This is a genomic window from Pseudomonas sp. PA-1-6B (assembly GCF_021609545.1).
GTDB classification, from domain to species: Bacteria; Pseudomonadota; Gammaproteobacteria; order Pseudomonadales; family Pseudomonadaceae; genus Aquipseudomonas; species Aquipseudomonas fluorescens_BV.
On the sequence record NZ_WJZM01000023.1, the window covers coordinates 12135 to 30399 of the forward strand.

Here is an 18265-nt window from a genome sequence, read left to right on the forward strand (position 1 = left end):
TTCCCTTTGAACGAGACGCTTCCATGACGCCATCCCGACTCAAACCGCTCACCGTATTGGCACTCACCGCCCTGTGCGGCGCCCTGCTGCCCGGCCTGGCCCAGGCCGCCGCCCCACAACCAGGCAAGGTCTTCAAAGACTGCAAGGACTGCCCGGAAATGGTGGTGCTGCCCGCCGGCACCTTCACCATGGGTACGCCGGACGACGAAGTGGGCCGCGAGCCTGACGAAGGCCCTATGCATGCCGTGACGTTCGCCAAGCCGTTCGCCATGAGCCGCTTCCACATCACCGCAGGCGAATGGGACAGCTACGTGCGCCAGACCGGGGTCAAGATCGCCAATGGCGACGACCGCCCCGGCCGCGAATGCATCGCCAGCAAGCCGCGCTACCCCCAGGGGCCACGCCAACCGGCGGTGTGCATGGACATGGACGACATCAAGCAGTACGTGAGCTGGCTGTCGAAGAAGACCGGGCACACGTACCAGATGGTCAGCGAAGCCCAACGCGAATACGCCGCCCGCGCCGGCACCACCGGCCCGTTCCCCTTCCCGTTCGACGAAGGCAAGGGCTACAGCATCGCCCAGCACGCCAACACCTACGGCCCGGCGGACGGCTACAGCTATTCGTCGCCCGTGGGCAGCTACCCCCCGAATGCCTTTGGCATGTATGACATGCACGGCAATGTGTATGAGCGGGTGGCTGATTGCGAGCATCCGAACTACGTCGGCGCACCAACTGATGGCAGTGCCTGGGTGGAGCCCAACTGCGAGGCCTACCAGATCCGCGGCAATGACTGGGGCGAGGCGCCGGTGTTTTCACGCTCGGGTAATCGCAACAACATCTACCCGCAGACGCGCGGGGACTGGATTGGCTTTCGGGTCGTGCGCGAGCTCTAATACCTTGTAGGAGCGAGCTCGCTCGCGAAAAACGCCAACGATGACGCGTGTTCTCTGAATAAACGCGGCGTCTGTGAGATTTTCGCGAGCAAGCTCGCTCCTACAGGGTTCGCGTCCGCCTGTTCAGCCTTGTTTGGCCAACAGCTCCAGGCCTTCATGCAGCGCCGGGAACAGGCTGTTGTTGAAGTTGTTCCAGCGCAACTCAAGGATGGTGTCTTCGGGCGAAATCTCGGTCTTGAGCACGTCGTGGAATACCTCTCCCGAGTCGATGCCGTTATCCACGTAGTGAAATGACGCACCGGTCCAATACAACGGCTCGCACGCCTGAGTCGCTTTGGTTGCCCAGTCGGTGATCGCCTGCCCACGTGCGCCGTACAGCGCATTCCAGGTGGCGTACGCCCCACGGCGCTCGTAAGGCGACTCGAGGCGGGTGATGCCCGGATGAATGTTCATGATGCGCCGCGCAAACGGCGCACCCGGGCGCACCAGTTCGTCGAGGATCACCAGCAAACCATCCAGCACCACGATGTCAGCCTCCAACTCCACCAGGGTGTCATGCAGCCGACGCTCGAAATCCTGCTTGCCGGCGACATGTTCGGCGCTGCCTCGTGGCAGACGACGATAGGTCGACGGCACGCTGAGCAGCAGGTCATTGACCAACGTGCCTTGCACACGCAAATCCGCCGGGTACAACCACTGGCGACCCGGCTGGTAGGCGAAGCCGTAGTCCGCCACCAACTGCTGGTCCCGCGGGTTGTGCTCATCGTCGTCATACACCACGCCTACGAGGTTGTAAGCCTCGCCCAGAGACGTGTCGTTGAGCGAGCCCACCAGAAACTCCAGCACCGATTTCATATAGCGCTCGTGGTCTTTATAGGCCACCGGCTGCCCCGCCTTGTCGGCGGCGGCGTTTCTCAGGGACCAGACATACACCAGGTTCTTTTTCGTCATGTGTTTCGCTCTCGCTCAAAGGGCCACGCACTGTGTCGGTACACGTGCGCCTACAGAACAAGAACGAACCAGGCCCCGGGCAATTTATCGCTCACTGTCACCGTCCGGCACGCCGCGCTAAATAGTCACGCCACAGCTTCGTTTGTCATGGGTAAGGGTCTGTGTGCCCAGCCCCCTCTTTTTCACTTTCCGGGAAGTATTTATGACCGACCCCAAGCGCGGCGCCTTCAAAGGTTTGCTCGCATTGCTCAGGCCCTTTCGCACCATCGTGACGGTCTCCGTCGCCCTTGGCATGGCGGGCGGCTTGGCCATTACCTTGCTGTTGGCGACGATTAACAATGCCCTGCATTCGGCGGGGGGGATGACTCAGGGTGTGGTGTTGACCTTCGCCGCGTTGTGCGTGGTGGCGCTGGTCAGCTCGATTATTTCCGACATCGGCACCAACTACGTCGGGCAACGGATCATTGCCGCCCTGCGCAAGGACCTGGGTGAAAAGGTGCTGTCAGCGCCCATCGGGCAGATCGAGCAATATCGCTCTCACCGCCTGATCCCGGTGCTGACCCACGACGTGGACACCATCAGCGACTTTTCCTTTGCCTTCACGCCCCTGGCCATCGCCGCCACCGTTACCCTGGGATGCCTGGGTTACCTGGCTTACCTGTCCGTGCCGATGTTCCTGATGATGGTGGTCGCAATCATCATCGGCAGCGCCGTGCAATTCATCGCGGGCGGCAAAGGCATCCAGGGCTTCGATCTGGCCCGTAGCCACGAAGATGAATTGCAGCGTTACTACAATGCGATTGCTTCGGGAGCCAAGGAACTGCGCATGCACCGTCCGCGGCGGTTTCGCATGAACACCCACCGCATCCAGGAAACCGCAGACCGCATCAGCGATATCCAGGTGCGTTCAGTCAACATCTATATCCTGGCCAAGACCTTTGGCTCGATGCTGTTCTTCGTGGTCATCGGCCTGGCCCTGGCAATGCAGGCCTACAACCCCAACCCCGACCCCACCGTGATTACCGGCTTCGTGCTGGTACTGCTGTATATGAAAGGCCCGTTGGAACACCTGCTGGGCTATTTGCCCGTGGTTGGCAAGGCGAAGATTGCCTTCGGGCGCATCAGCGAACTGTCGGAGCGCTTTTCTTCGCCCGAACCCCACTTGTTGATGGACGACAGTGAAGCGCCGAAGCCTGTGGTCAACAGCCTTGAACTGCGCGGCGTCAGCTACAGCCCGCCAGCGGTTGAAGGCAGCCAACCGTTCCACCTGGGGCCGATCAACCTGAGCATCAAGCAAGGCGATATCGTGTTTGTCGTGGGCGAGAACGGTAGCGGCAAAACCACCCTGATCAAGCTGCTGCTGGGCCTGTATCCGCCTCAGGCGGGTGAGATCCTGCTCAACGGTACAGCGGTGACCGACCCAGAGCGCGACGATTATCGCCAGTTGTTCACCACGGTGTTTTCCGACTATTACCTGTTCGATGACCTGGTACAAGGCAGCGCCACCCAGTCCCTGGACAGCGCCACCCAATACCTTGAGCGCCTGGAAATCGCGCACAAGGTCAGCGTCAAGGACGGCGTGTTCAGCACCACTGACCTGTCCACCGGCCAACGCAAGCGCCTGGCCCTGGTCAATGCCTGGCTGGAAGAGCGTCCGGTACTGGTGTTCGACGAGTGGGCCGCCGACCAGGACCCGGCCTTCCGCCGCATCTTCTACACCGAGCTGCTGCCGGACCTCAAACGCCTGGGCAAGACCATCATCGTGATCAGCCACGATGATCGTTATTTCGACATCGCCGATCATCTGGTGCGCCTGCGTGCCGGTCAGGTGGTGCATGAGATGGAGCCTGCATGAAGTACCGGAATAATTTTTTCCGGTTTTACGAAGTAGGAACGTCTCACTAGTGGTAATGAGAACTAACCTCAATAAACACTTAGAATTGCCCACTTAAAACATAGAAGAGAAAGCATCCATGCCAGCACGACTCGGTCTCAGCCCCCTGAGCAAAGCGCTATCCATGCGCCGGGCCCTGAACATCAACCTCTTGCCCAGTGCCTTGGCGTTGGCTGTGTCGATGCCGATTGCAGGCTATGTGCAGGCCCAAGAGATCGAGTTGAATATTCCTGCGCAGTCGCTGGGGAGCGCACTGCAGGAATTTGGCCGCCAAACCAATGTACAAGTGCTCTACAGCCCGGGCGATGTGCAGGGCAAGAACAGCCCCGCCGTCAAGGGCAAGATGCAGCCGCAGCAGGCCATAGCTGCGTTGCTGGCCGGTAGCCAGACTACCTATAACCTCAATGGCAATACCTTGACCGTCACTGCTGCTGGCAGCGGTGGTGGGCTCGAGCTGAGCCCGACGCAAGTGACCGCCAACTACTTGGGCAACGTCACCGAAGGTTCTGGTTCCTACACGCCTGGCACGATTGCCACGGCTACACGTTTGACGTTGACCCCACGGCAAACTCCGCAGTCGATCACCGTGGTGACTCGCCAGCACATCGAGGATTTTGGCCTCAACAACATGGATGACGTGATGCGCCATACGCCGGGCATCACCGTTTCCGCCTACGACTCCGACCGCACCAACTACTATTCCCGTGGTTTTTCGGTCAATAGTTTCCAGTACGACGGTATTCCATCGACTGTGCGTAACGTCGGCTATTCGGCGGGCAACACCCTGAGCGACATGGCGATCTACGACCGTGTTGAAGTCCTCAAGGGCGCTACCGGCCTGCTCAACGGTGCCGGTTCCCTGGGTGCGACCATCAACTTGATCCGCAAGAAGCCAACCGCGGAATTCAAGGGCCATGTGCAATTGGGGGCGGGTTCCTGGGACAACTACCGCAGCGAAGTGGATGTCAGTGGCCCCTTGACCGACAGCGGCAATATCCGTGGCCGTGCGGTGGCTGCGTATCAGGACAAAAAGTCCTTTATGGACCACTACTCGCGCAAGACCGAAACCTACTACGGCATCACCGAGTTCGACCTGTCTCCCGATACCATGCTGACGGTGGGCTTCGATTACCAGGACAACATTCCGCAGGGTTCCAGTTGGTCCGGCTCCTTCCCGCTGGTCAACTCCAATGGCAGCATCAACAAAATGCCGCGCTCCTACAACAACGGCACCACCTGGAGCTCGTGGGAGCAAAACACGCGTACCGCCTTTGCCATGCTCGAGCATGACCTGGGCGACGGCTGGGTGACCAAATTCCAGCTCGACCACAAGATCAACGGCTACCACGCCGATCTGGGTTCGATCCAATTCGTCCAGCCGGCAGCAGATGGCACCGCTGAGATCAACGGGCAGAAATACACCGGCGAGACCAAGAGCACCTCGGCCGACCTCTACGCCACCGGCCCTTTCAGCCTGTTTGGCCGCGAGCATGAACTGGTGGTGGGCGGCTCGATCGGCACCTCACGCTGGCAAGGCAAGGGGTACTGGTCGCCGGAATGGCCTGGCGGTAACAAGGTCGATTTCTGTAACTGGAACGGCCATATCGCCAAGCCTATTTACGGCCCTGCCCAACAGCACATCGACGACACTATCCGTCAAACCGGGTATTACCTGACCGCGCGTTTCAACGTGATTGACGACCTGAACGTGATCCTGGGTGGGCGCGTGGCCAACTATCACGTGACTGGCAACAACCCTTCCTACAAGGAAACCGGGCGGTTCATTCCTTACGCCGGTGTGATCTACGACCTCAACGACAACTTCTCGGTATACGCCAGCTACACCGATATCTTCCAACCTCAGGAAAGCACCTATAAGGACCGTAACGAGAAGCTGCTGGAGCCAGACGAAGGGCAGAATTACGAGTTGGGCCTCAAGGGCGAGTTTTTCGATGGCCGCCTCAACACCAGCATCGCTTACTTCGAAGTGCATGAGACTAATCGCCCCATCTCGGATGATGCCTACAACAACCAGACACCTGCCCCGAACAACTGGGCGTTCAAGAGCTCCAAGGCCGTCACCAAAGGCTACGAAGCGGAAATTTCCGGTGAGTTGAGCCCAGGCTGGCAACTTCAAGGTGGCTACACCCACAAGATCGTACGAGACGAAGACGACAAGAAACTCTCCACCTTCGAACCCGAGCATCAGGTCAACCTGAACACCACCTACAAACTCAAGGGCGACCTGGACAAGTTCACCATCGGTGGCGGTGTACGCTGGCAGACCAAAGGTTGGAACGAGATTTGGAACGGGCCACTTGAGAAAAACCAGGACATCACCCAGGAGTCCTACTGGTTGGTGGACTTGATGACCCGCTACCAGGTCACCAAGAACCTGTCGGCTACCGTCAACTTCAACAACATCTTCGACAAGTCTTACTACACCAACGTGGGCTTCTATAACTCGGCCGCCTACGGTGAGCCACGTAATGTGATGGTCAGCACGCGCTGGGACTTCTGATTCCACGCGTCGATCAATCAAACGCCCGGTGAGCGCCCCATGCTCACCGGGCTTTTTTTTGCGCGTGCAGAGATACTGGCGAAGAGGGATTGGAGCATAAAAAACCCGGACACTGGATCCGGGTTTTTGTGATTGAGCGGCGGCTTACCTCAACGCCTCTACCAAACTGCTGATAAACACCGCGCTGTCGATAATGCCGTCATGATCGGTCTCAATCATCACTGAGCGCTCGATGCGCCCTTGGCTGATCACCGTTGCCATTTGCTGCTCGATCAGGTCCTTGAAGCGCCCTGCCCGGCTCATGGACGCCCACCAACAAGTGACGGGCGCCTTGATCGGCTTGAAGTCAGCTTGCAGCAAACGCTCACTGAGTGCCCGGTCAACGTCCCAGGAAATCTGCGCCTCATTGCCACGCAGTAATTCATCCTTGATCACCGTGAAGGCTTCGCCCAAAGACTGTTCAGCCCAGTTCAAAAATTCCAGCCATTGTCCCGTTTCATCCTCGCTATCCCGTTGGCATTGCTGCCAGGCGTGTTGGATGGACTCGGCGAACTCAGGAAACATAACCCCCAGCAACGCTGCGCGGCGCTCATTGGCTGAGATCTCGCGAGCGTCCTCGACCACCACTGCGTCCCAATAGGGTTTGACCCATTGCGGCGGCGCAGCGTCGATCCAGCCGACAAACTCCACTTCTCGGCCGGCTTGCTCCAGGCCGTAGGCTACCTCCATCGCCAGGTTGCCGCCCAATGACCAGCCACCCACGCGGAACGCGCCTTGGGGTTGGGCCACTAACAATTGCGCGGTGTAGTCCTCGACCATTACCTGCCATTGCGGCACCGTGGCGCCCTCTTCGGCCAAGGCACGACACATGACCCCGAACACCGGGCGCTGCTCGCGCAAGGCCAGGGCAATCGCGGTGTAGCAATGCACCGAGCCGAAGCTTGGGTGGAACAGGAACAACGGCGTGCCTTGCGTCTGCTGGTTGAGCTTGACGATCAACGAAGACCGGCTATTGCCCTGCAGGCATTTGACCTGTCCCGCCACAGTAGGGTTAAGCATCAGTTGGCTGACAGACAGGTTCACGCCGCTGACCTTGCGAATTCGCTCCTTGAGCATCAGCACTCGCAATGAATGGCCACCGAGCTCGAAGAAGTTGTCGTTGAGCCCTACGCGCTCCACCTCCAGCACCTCGCTCCAGACCGCTGCGATTTGCTGCTCGATCTCGCTAACGGGCGCCTGGTATTGCGCGGCACCGTGAGCCTCTGGCTTGGGCAACGCCTTACGGTCCAGCTTGCCGTTCGGGCTCAACGGCATCTGCGCCAGTACCACCCACTGCGCCGGGACCATGTAGTCGGGCAACTGCTCGGCCAGGTGTGCAACCACCCCTGCCTTCCACTCTTCAAGGGGCTGTTGCAGCACCAGGTAACCCACCAGGTGGGTACCGTCCACCGCCAGCACCGCGGCTTCGCGGACATTGTCGAGCTCCAGCAGGCGCGCTTCGATTTCGCCCAACTCTATGCGCAGGCCGCGCAGTTTGACCTGGTGATCGATGCGCCCGGCATATTCAATCACGCCATCGTCGCGATAACGCGCCAGGTCACCGGTGCGATACAGACGTGTGCCGCTGCCGAACGGGTCGGTCACAAACCGCTCGGCGGTAAGCGCCGCACGGCGGTGATAACCCCGCGCCAAGCCAATACCGCTCAAATACAGTTCGCCCAGCACACCCACTGGCGCAGGTTCCAGGTTGTCGTCCAGCACGTAGCAGCCCAGGTTGGCAATGGGTCGGCCAATGGGCACGGCGTCGCGACCTTCCTCGACACAGGTCCAATGGGTTACGTCGATAGCGGCTTCGGTAGGGCCGTACAGGTTGTACAAGCCGGCGCGGGGCAATTTGACGAACACCTGTTGCTGGGCATCCGCAGGCAACGCCTCCCCACTGCAAACGATGTGTTGCAGGCTCTGGCATGAAGTAACCGCCGCGTCTTGCAAGAACGCTTGCAACATGGAAGGCACGAAATGCAACGTGGTGACCTGTTGCTCGTTGATCAGCCGTACCAGCCTGGCTGGATCACGATGATCGCCCGGTGCCGCCACTACCAGACGCGCGCCGGTCATCAGCGGCCAGAAAAACTCCCACACCGACACGTCAAAGCTGAACGGAGTTTTCTGCAACACGCTGTCGTGCGGCGTGAGCCCATATGCCTGTTGCATCCAGCACAGGCGGTTGGTCAGCGCGATATGGCGGTTGCCAGCGCCCTTGGGCTGACCGGTGGAGCCGGAGGTGTAGATCACATAGGCAAGGCTTTCGCCGTGCACCGGGATATTCGGGTTGTGGCTGCTGAAGGTTTCCAGCCAGGTATCGCCACATTCCAGCACCAGGGTTTGTACACCGGCGGGAACCGGCAGTTGCGCCAGTAGATGAGCCTGGGTCAACAGCAGTTGCACACCACTGTCCTGCAGCATGTAGGCCAGGCGATCACGAGGATACTCAGGGTCCAGCGGCACATAAGCGCCACCGGCCTTGAGCACCGCCAACAGGCCAACCACCATCTCCACCGAGCGCTCTGCCGCCAGCCCCACCAGCACATCCGGGCCAACCCCGGCCATCATCAAGCGATGTGCCAGGCGATTGGCCCGGGCGTTCAACGCGCTGTAACTCAAGGCTTGCCCCGCGAAAATCAAGGCAGGTGCATCCGGTGTACGCAGCGCCTGAGCCTCGATCAGCGTGTGGACCGCTTGATCCAGCGGGTAATCCACCGCAGTCGCATTCCAATCATGCAATACCCACTGCCGCTCGGCCTGCGCCACTGAGGGCAACGCGCCAAGGCGTTGACTGCCGTCACTGGCCAGGGCCAGCAGCAACTGCTGGAAGTGCTCGGCCAAGCGCTGGATATGCGCGCCGCTGAAAGCCTGGCGGGAGTAGTTGAACTCCAAGCCCAGTGTCTGGCCTATAGCCAACAACACGGTCAATGGATAGTGGGTCTGTTCCAGGCTGTGCACTGCGCCAAAACGCAGCCCCGACGGTGCGCCCTGCTCCAGCGCCTCAGACACCGGGTAGTTCTCGAACACCAGGATACTGTCGAACAGCGCTTCTCCACCCAGCCCGGCCCAACGCTGGATCTCGAACAGCGGCGTGTGTTCATGCTCACGCAAGCCAACGTTCTGTTGCTGAAGTTGCTCCAGCCAATGGCTGACCGACATTTGCGCATCCGGCGTCGCCACCACCGGCAGCGTGTTAATGAACAAGCCGACCTGCTGTTCAATCCCACGCAGTTCCGCCGGACGCCCTGCTACCGTGGCGCCGAATGCTACGGTGGCTTGCCCGGTGTGGTGATGCAACAGCAACAACCAGGCGCCTTGCACCAGGGTATTGAGGGTCACCTTGTGACGTTGGGCGAAGGCTTTGAGGTGTTCGGTTTGCGCAGCATCCAGGCTCAAGCGATGCTCGCCATTGACCGCCTGGGCCGCATCCACCTCAGTCTCTACGGCACCGGCCAGGCGCGTGGGCGCCTGCAAGTTGACCAGTTGCGCCTGCCAGAACGCCTGGCTGACGGCTTTGTCCTGTGCCTGCAGCCAGGCGATGTAGTCGCGGTACCGCCCGGTCGGCGCTGGCAGCGGCTCACCGGCATACTGTTGCAACACCTCGCCGAACAGCTGCGAACCACTCCAGCCATCCATCAAAATATGGTGATTGGTGTAGATCAGGTGGTAGCTCATCGCCCCCGTGCGTACTAGCGTCAAGCTCAACAGCGGTGCCTGCTCCAGGACAAAACCTTGGGTGCGTGCCGACTCGGCCAGCTCATCCAGGGCCTGGTTGCAGTCCTTACGGGTCTGCCAATCCAACGCCATAAACGGCAGGCGCACCCGCTTGTAGACCACCTGCAAAGGCTGTTCAAGCTCCGCCTGCCAGACAAAACCGCTACGCAGGATCTCGTGGCGTTGCACCGCCACCTGCCAGGCCTGGTGGAAGCGCGCCACATCCAGGCCCTGCACATCAATGCGCATCTGGTTGATGTAGTCACCCGAACCCTCGCCGTACAGCGATTGGAACAGCATGCCTTGCTGCATGGGTGACAATGGGTACAGGTCTTCGACCTCAGCCACGTTCAGTGCCAAGCCATCCAACTGGTCCTGGGACAACCGCGCCAACGGGAAGTCCGACGGCGTCACGCCCTGATGCGCCGACTCACAACAATGATCAATCAGAGCCTTGAGTTCCAAGGCATAGTCGTCGGCCAAGCATTTGACGGTTGCTTCACCGAACATCGCCTGGCTGAAACTCCAGTTCAACTTCAGCTCGCCACCATAGACCTGACCGTTGATTTCCAGCCAGTTGCCCAAAGGTGCCTGCAGGCTTTGCTCGGCACCGCTGGCATCAGCGGTCGGCGTGAACAGTCCTGGCTGTTCGCCGCTGTCGAAGCTGGCATCGAACTGCCCTAGATAGTTGAAGGTGATACGTGGCTGCGGCAAGGCCGCCAACGCCTGTTGCGTTGCGGTATTACCCAGGTAACGCAGGGCACCGAACCCCAGGCCCTTGTCGGGCACGGCTCGCAGCTGCTCCTTGATGCGCTTGAGGGAGGCAGCCAGGGAATCGGCCGGTACCAGTTGCACAGGGTAAAGGCTGGTGAACCAACCGACAGTGCGAGTCAGGTCGATGTCATCGAACAGATCTTCGCGGCCATGACCTTCAAGCCGGATCAACGTCGAAGCCTCGCCGCTCCAGCGCGTAATAACTCGCGCCAGAGCAGTCAACAGCAGGTCATTGATCTGGGTGCGATAGGCACTCGGCGCGTCGTGCAGCAAGCGCCGAGTATAGGTGGCATCCAGGTGTGTGCTCACACTCAGGGCCAGTTGGTTGCTCAGGCTCGCCTGTGGATCGGCGCCCGGCAAACCGACCGGGCTGCCCTGCAATTGCGTCTGCCACCAAACCAGCTCGTGTTGTAACGCCGGGCTGTGGGCGTAGGTCTGCAGGCGAGCAGCCCAGGCGCGGGTGGCGCTGGTCTTGGCTGGCAGTGTCACAGGGGCGCCTTGGGCCAGTTGCTGATACGTGCTTTGCAAGTCTTCAAGCAGAATGCGCCACGACACACCGTCCACCACCAAGTGATGGATCACCAGCAACAAGCGCTGTGAACCGTCGGCCAACTGCGCCAACACCGCACGCAATAACGGGCCTGCGCCCAGGTCGAGACTGCGCTGGGCCTCTTCGCCCAAGGCTTCAAGTTCTTCGACGCTGTTCAATGTGGTTTGCCATAGCACCTGTTCAGCCTGGTGCTGATCCGGACCACGGTAGGCCGCGCTCCAGCCCTGTGCGCCCTCGACAAAGGTGCTGCGCAAGGCATCGTGATGCACGATCAACGCCTGCAGTGCGGCCAACAACAGCGGTACCTGCAACGGCTGGTGCGGTTGCAGCACCGCAGATTGGTTCCAGTGATGACGCTGGGGAATCTCATCGGCAAAAAAACTGTGTTGCACCGGCAACAACAGCAAATCGCCAGTCAGCGGCGACTGATCCATCTGCACCACACCGTCGCCTTCCCTCGCGACCGTCGCCAGGCTCTGCACCGTCTGATGCTGGAACAACTCCTTGGGCGTGAAACGCACACCCGCCTGGCGGGCGCGGCTGACCAGTTGAATCGAAATGATCGAATCGCCGCCCAGCTCGAAGAAATTATCATGCAGGCCCACCTGTGGCAGGCGTAGCACATCGGACCAGATCGCGGCGATCTTCTGCTCCAACTCGCTCTCGGGCGCCACATACACCTGCTGCATCTGGCTCACATCCGGCAGCGGCAAGCCCTTGCGGTCGAGTTTGCCGTTAGGGGTCAGTGGCATACGCTCGAGGAACATCAAGTGCGTCGGCACCATGTAGTCCGGCAAGCGGGTTTTCAAGGCGCGCCGCAAGGTTTCGCGACCGTTTGATTGAGCGACAGCATCATCCAGGAGCGTCGGGTCCAGTGGTACTACATAGGCCACCAGTTGTTTGCCGGTCGGCCCCTCCTGAGCGACCACCACGGTTTCACCGACACTGGCTTGCTCACGCAAGCGCGCTTCGATTTCCCCCAGCTCGATACGGAAACCGCGAATCTTCACCTGATGGTCCACACGCCCCAGGTAATCCACCACACCGTCCGGACGCCCACGGGTCAGGTCGCCGCTGCGATACACGCGACTGCCGGGCTTGCCGAACGGGTCCGGCACGAAACGCTCGGCAGTCAGTGCCGGGCGCTCCAGATAACCCCGCGCCACGCCCTCGCCGCCCAGGTACAACTCGCCGGCCACGCCGATGGGTTGCAGGTTCAGTTGCGTGTCCAATACATAACCGCTGCGGTTGCCCAGCAAGGTGCCGATGGGCGCGTAGACGGCGCCGCAAGGGTCGCCCTTGCGTGCCTTCCACAGCAGCGGCGTAACCACGGTTTCCGTCGGGCCGTAGCCGTTGAACAGGTATTCAGGTTTCAGCGCGCGCCACGCCAGGTCATAGCTGGCCTGGGCCACCGCATCACCACCGAAGCAGTAAACCCGTACCGCCGGCGGGTTGCCGTCGCGCTCGGCATGCTCGGCCAACTGTTGCAGGTACACCGGTGGGAACACCGCCATGGTCACGTCGTGGCGATGCATCTGCTCGTAGGTGTATTCCGGCAGCCACAGGCTGTCATCACGGATCAACACGCTGGCGCCGTTGATCAGCGGGTGCATCCAGCCTTCGTGGGAACCGTCGAAAGCAAACGACATGAAGTGCAGTTCGCAATCGGCCGGTGAGGTTTCATAGCGCTCGCCAGTAGCGATGATATGCGCCACCAGCGGGCCGTGTGACACCGCCACGCCCTTGGGCAAACCGGTGGAGCCGGAGGTGTAGATCACGTAGGCGAGGTTGTCGCCGTCCAGCGCCACAGTCGGGGCCGTATCACTGTAATCCGCCCACGCTTGCACCTGATCCACCGCCAAGGCGTCGAGGCCGTCCGGGATCGGCAACCGGTGTTGCACGGCCGAATGGGTCAACAGCAATTTCGAGCGGCTGTCTTGCATCATGTACAGAAGGCGATCACGTGGGTATTCGATATCCAGCGGCACATACACACCGCCGGCTTTCATCACCGCCAGGAACGCCACCATGATTTCGGCACTGCGCGGCATGGCGATGGCCACCCGCACTTCCGGGCCGACGCCACGGGCGATCAGGGCATGGGCCAGGCGGTTGGCCTGGCGATCCAGCTCGCCGTAGCTCAGGGTTTGCGCGTCGAACTTCACCGCCACCGCCGTCGGGTTTGCCCGGGCGCGATCGGCAAACAGTTGATGCACCAGGCGCTCGGCCGAAAAGCCAGACTCCGTGCGGTTCCACAATTGCAGGATCTGTTGTTGCTCGGTCGCGTCCAGCAAGCTTAACTGGCTGAGCTGCTGTCGTGGGTTGGCGACCATACCTTGCAGCAGGTTCTGCCAGTGACGCGCCATGCGTTGCACGGTGCTGGCTTCGAACAGGTCCTGGGCATAACCCAAGGTGGCCCATATACCTTCGGTGGACTCCTGAATATCCAGGTCCAGGTCGAAATGTGCGGTCTTGCTGTCCCAGTCCAGGCCTTCTACCCGCAGCCCTGGCAGTTGATGCTGAACCTGAGCCTGGCCGACGTCAGTCTGATGATTGAACATGACTTGGAACAGCGGGTTGTGGCTCAGGCTACGCTCAGGTTGCAGGGCTTCCACCAGTTGTTCGAACGGCAAATCCTGGTGGGCCTGGGCTTGCAGGGCGCGTTGCCGAACGTGCTGCAGCAACTGCTCGACACTCATCTGCCCATGCACATCCGCCTTGAGCACCTGAGTGTTGACGAAGAAACCAATCAAGCGCTCGGTCTCGCTGCGATTGCGGTTGGCAATCGGCACGCCGACACGTATTTCTTCCTGGCCGCTGTAGCGGTGCAACAAAGTCTGGAACGATGCCAGCAACAACATGAACAGGGTCACGCCCTGCTGTTGGGCCAAAGCCTTGAGCCCCTGGGTGAGTTCGGGCGCCAGCTCGAACGCCAGGCGCGCGCCGCGGTGGCTCTGCACAGCCGGGCGCTGGTGATCGAACGGCAACTCCAGCACGCTCTGCTCACCGCCCAACAGTTCACGCCAGTAGGCCAGTTGACGTTGCTTCTCACCGGCGTCCATCCAGCTGCGCTGCCATACGGCATAGTCGGCATACTGGATCGGCAGCGCCGGCAACTGCACGTCCTGGCCCTGGCTGTAACCGGCATACAACTGCACCAGTTCCTCGACCACCAACTGCATCGACCAACCATCGGAGACGATGTGATGTTGCACCAACACCAACACATGCTCGTCGGCGGCCAGGCGCAACAGCGTGACGCGCAGCAACGGGCCTTCTTGCAGGTCGAACGGCTGGGCGATCAGCGCTTGCACCCTGGCTTTGAGCTGGGCTTCATCGGTATCGGCCTGGGTGATCGGCAAGGACATTGGCGGCTCAATCACTTGCACCGCGCCGTCGTGATCCTGGCGGATATGGGTGCGCAGACTTTCATGACGCGCCAGCAAGCTATCGAAACTGCGTTGCAACGCAGCCAGGTCCAATTGCCCTTTCAGGCGCAGCGCGCTGGGAATGTGATACGCCGCGCTGTGGGGTTCCAGTTGCCAGAGAAACCATTGTCGTTCCTGAGCGTAAGACAGTGGCAACGGCTGCACGCGCCCCGCCGGCAGTAGGGCCGGCGCCGTTGGCAATAGGCGCTCCTGGGTTTGCAAGGCCGCGACAAACGCCTCCAGCCGCGGGTGTTCGAACACGGCTTTGAGCGACACTTCCAGGCTCAGGGTCTGGCGGATGCGTGACACCACCTGCATCGCTAACAGGGAATGCCCTCCCAGTTCGAAGAAGTGCTGGTTCAAGCCCACCCGTTCGGCCCCCAGAATAGCCGCCCAGATCGCCGCCACCTGCTGTTGCAACGGGGTGACCGGCGCTCGCCAATCCTGTTGTTCCACGCTGGCATCTGGCTTGGGCAGCGCCTGGCGATCCAGCTTGCCGTTGGGGTTGAGCGGCATGCGGTCGAGGAAGATCAGGTGCGCCGGCACCATGTAGTCCGGCAGGTGGTCGCGCAAGGTGGCCATCAACTGTTCGCACACCTCGGCGAGCTCGGTTTCAGACAGCGTCTGCGCAGGTACCAGGTAGGCCAGCAGTTGGTTGTCGGCAGCCAGCAACAGCGCTTCACGCACGCTGTCTTGGGCCAGCAGCACGGTTTCGATCTCACCCAGTTCTATGCGAAAACCACGGACCTTGACCTGGTGATCGACCCGCCCGACATATTCCACCACACCATCGGCGCGATAACGCGCCAGGTCGCCGGTGCGGTACAGGCGCTCGCCGGATGGGCTGAACGGGTCAGCGACAAAGCGCTCGGCGGTCAGGCCTGGCCGTTGCAAATACGCACGGGCCAAGCCATTGGCGCTGGCGATATAGAGTTCACCCACGGCGCCCAGCGGTAGCAGGTTCAGGTCACGGTCCAGCACATACAGGCCACGCCCTGGCAGCGCCCGGCCAATGGGGCTGGCACCGCCGGCGCCGACGGCGCTCGGGTCAGTGCAGTCCAGCACGCTGGAAACCACGGTGGCCTCGGTAGGCCCGTAGGTATTGAGCAAGCGCACATGGCCGAGCCCGGCGCGCTGCCACAATAGTGGGCCGTCCAACGGCATGGCTTCGCCGCCGATATGGATCTGGCGCAAAGCACCATAGGTCCTTGGGCCTGCTGCCAGGCAATCTTGCAGGAACAGCTTCCAGTAGGCCGTGGGCAAGTCGGCCAGGGTAATGCCCTGGGCGATGATCTGCCGATACAGCTCGGCACCGTCCCATAACTGCGGGCCACGCAGTACCACGGTGGCACCGAGGGTCAGGGCTGGGTACAGCTGCTCGACGAAACCGTCGAAGTTCAAGGTGGCAAACTGCAGCACTCGGTCCTGGGCAACCAGCTGCGAGTAATCCGCCGCGATGCCAGCAAACTCACTCAGTGCAGCCTGGCTGATGGCAACCCCCTTGGGCTTGCCGGTGGAGCCGGAGGTGTAGATCACATACGCCAGGCTCTGGGGCTCGACATCAACCGGTAAATTACTGTCGGCACACAACGCCAACTGCGCCTGGACCCGGTCGATGTCCACCGCCAGCACCCGGGCCGGCAACGGCAGACGCCCATGCAGGTGGGATTGGGTCAACACCAGGCCCACACCACTGTCCTCAAGCATATGCGCCAGGCGTTCGCGGGGGTATTCAGGGTCCAGCGGCACATAGGCCGCTCCTGTCTTGAGCACCGCGAGCAAGCTGACCACCATGGAAAAAGAGCGCTCCACGGCGATCCCCACCAGCCCTTGGGGGCCGACGCCCTGGGCCAGCAGGTAATGCGCCAGGCGGTTGGCCTGACGGTTCAGCTCCCCATAGCTGAGGGCCTGCTCATCCAGGGCCAGGGCCTGACGTTCCGGCTGCTGATCAGCCTGGGCTTCAAACAGCCGGTGTACAGCCTCAAAGGGGGTGACACCAGCCGGGGTGTTCCAGTCCTGGAGCATCCTGTGTTGCTCAGCGGCGCTCACCATCGGCAGCTCGCAGAGGCGGCTGCGGGGCGCACTCACCACCGCCTGCAGCAGGTGCTGCCAATGTTGCGCCAAGCGCTCGATGGTGGCGGCATCGAACAGGTCGGTGGCGTAGGTCAGCGCGGCCCAAAGCCCGTCGGCGGATTCATGGGTGTCCAGGCTCAGGTCAAAATGGGTGGTCTGGCTGTCCCAGTCCAGTTCCACCACACGCAGGCCCGGCAACTGTTGGCCTTCGCGGCCGCCCTGGGCCTCGGTCTGGTGGTTGAACATCACCTGGAACAACGGGTTATGGCTCAAGCTGCGTTCAGGCTGCAATGCCACCACCAGTTGCTCGAACGGCAGGTCCTGATGAGCCTGGGCCTCCAGGGCGCGGCGTTTGGTTTGTTGCAGCAGCTCGGCAAAGCTCATCTGCCCGTCAAGGTCAGCCTTGAGTACCTGGGTGTTGACGAAGAAGCCGATCAGCCGCTCGGTTTCGACGCGGTTACGGTTGGCGTTCGGCACGCCAATGCGGATATCCGACTGCCCGCTGTAGCGATACAACAGGGCTTGGAACGACGCCAGCAGTAGCATGAACGCGGTCACGCCCTCTTGCTGCGCCAGGCGCTTGAGGCCCGCCACCAACGTCGGTTGCAGATGCACCTGCAGGCTTGCACCGCGATGGCTTTGCTGCGCCGGGCGCGGGCGGTCCAGCGGCAATTCCAGCACCGGTTGCTCGCCGCCCAGCAGGGCCTGCCAATACGCGAGTTGGCGCGCCTGTTCCCCGGCTTCCATCCAGCCGCGTTGCCACAGCGCGTAGTCGGCGTACTGGATCGGCAGTTCCGGGAGTTGCAGGTCATGGCCCTGGCTATGGGCGGCGTAGAGCTGCACCAGTTCCTCCACCATCACCTGCATCGACCAGCCATCGGAGACGATGTGGTGCTGCACCATCACCAGCACATGCTCATCCTCGGCCAGTTGCAACAGCGTCACACGCAACAACGGCGCCTGGTGCAAATCGAACGGCCGCGCCACCTCCTCTTCCACCCGCGCCATCAACTGCGCTTGGTCGACGTGCGCCTGCTGGATCTGCAACCGCGCCTGCGGCATCACTGACTGCCACAGACGTTCATCGTCCTCGACCAATTGCGTGCGCAAGCTTTCATGCCGGGCCAGCAGGCTGTCGAAACTGCGTTGCAACGCTGCCAGGTCCAAGTGCCCGTGCAAACGCAGGGCGCCAGGGATGTGGTAGGCGGTGCTGTCCTTGTCCAGTTGCCAGAGGAACCACTGGCGTTCCTGGGCGTAAGACAACGTCGGTGTGTCGCTGTCGTGGCGGGTGGGAGCAATCGGCAGTTGAGCGAAACTCATGCCCCGGCTTTGCAGGCGCTGGTAAAACTGCTGGCGCTGCTCCAGAGGCAAGCGAAGAAAGCGCGACACCAGGTCGATATTAGGGTTGGAAAGCATGGT

The 18265-nt window shown here is 61.2% G+C and carries 5 protein-coding genes; 3 read left to right on the forward strand and 2 right to left on the reverse strand.

Going from position 1 to position 18265, the window contains the following annotated elements:
• The first annotated feature begins 23 nt into the window (after nucleotides 1-23).
• Complete coding sequence (gene pvdO / locus GIV35_RS13105) at nucleotides 24-896, forward strand: dihydropyoverdine dehydrogenase (RefSeq protein ID WP_213153954.1); 873 nt, start codon at nucleotides 24-26, stop codon at nucleotides 894-896.
• Nucleotides 897-1019: 123 nt separating this feature from the next.
• Here the strand turns inward: pvdO and GIV35_RS13110 are convergent, their stop codons facing one another.
• Nucleotides 1020-1847, reverse strand: a complete 828-nt coding sequence (locus GIV35_RS13110) for a N(5)-hydroxyornithine transformylase PvdF (protein ID WP_236265529.1) — start codon at nucleotides 1845-1847, stop codon at nucleotides 1020-1022.
• Nucleotides 1848-2049: 202 nt separating this feature from the next.
• Here GIV35_RS13110 and GIV35_RS13115 point away from each other — a divergent pair, with 202 nt between their 5' ends.
• On the forward strand, nucleotides 2050-3702 hold the full coding sequence (locus tag GIV35_RS13115; RefSeq protein WP_019816834.1) for a cyclic peptide export ABC transporter: 1653 nt from the start codon (nucleotides 2050-2052) through the stop codon (nucleotides 3700-3702).
• Between the two features lie 118 nt (nucleotides 3703-3820).
• Nucleotides 3821-6262: a TonB-dependent siderophore receptor gene (locus GIV35_RS13120; protein WP_236304467.1), complete on the forward strand. Its 2442-nt coding sequence runs from the start codon at nucleotides 3821-3823 to the stop codon at nucleotides 6260-6262.
• A gap of 144 nt (nucleotides 6263-6406) precedes the next feature.
• On the opposite strand, the gene GIV35_RS13125 is transcribed toward GIV35_RS13120, so the two are convergent.
• The gene (locus GIV35_RS13125) at nucleotides 6407-18262 is read right to left on the reverse strand and encodes a non-ribosomal peptide synthetase (RefSeq protein WP_236485882.1); all 11856 of its coding nucleotides are present in this window, start codon (nucleotides 18260-18262) and stop codon (nucleotides 6407-6409) included.
• Nucleotides 18263-18265 lie beyond the last annotated feature (3 nt).

What these genes read in the sequence shown, in the direction of transcription:
- GIV35_RS13110 (WP_236265529.1), bottom strand. Translation starts at nt 1,847, where the DNA reads ATGACGAAAAAGAACCTGGTGTATGTCTGGTCCCTGAGAAACGCCGCC.
- GIV35_RS13115 (WP_019816834.1), top strand. Translation starts at nt 2,050, where the DNA reads ATGACCGACCCCAAGCGCGGCGCCTTCAAAGGTTTGCTCGCATTGCTC.
- GIV35_RS13125 (WP_236485882.1), bottom strand. Translation starts at nt 18,262, where the DNA reads ATGCTTTCCAACCCTAATATCGACCTGGTGTCGCGCTTTCTTCGCTTG.
- GIV35_RS13120 (WP_236304467.1), top strand. Translation starts at nt 3,821, where the DNA reads ATGCCAGCACGACTCGGTCTCAGCCCCCTGAGCAAAGCGCTATCCATG.
- pvdO (WP_213153954.1), top strand. Translation starts at nt 24, where the DNA reads ATGACGCCATCCCGACTCAAACCGCTCACCGTATTGGCACTCACCGCC.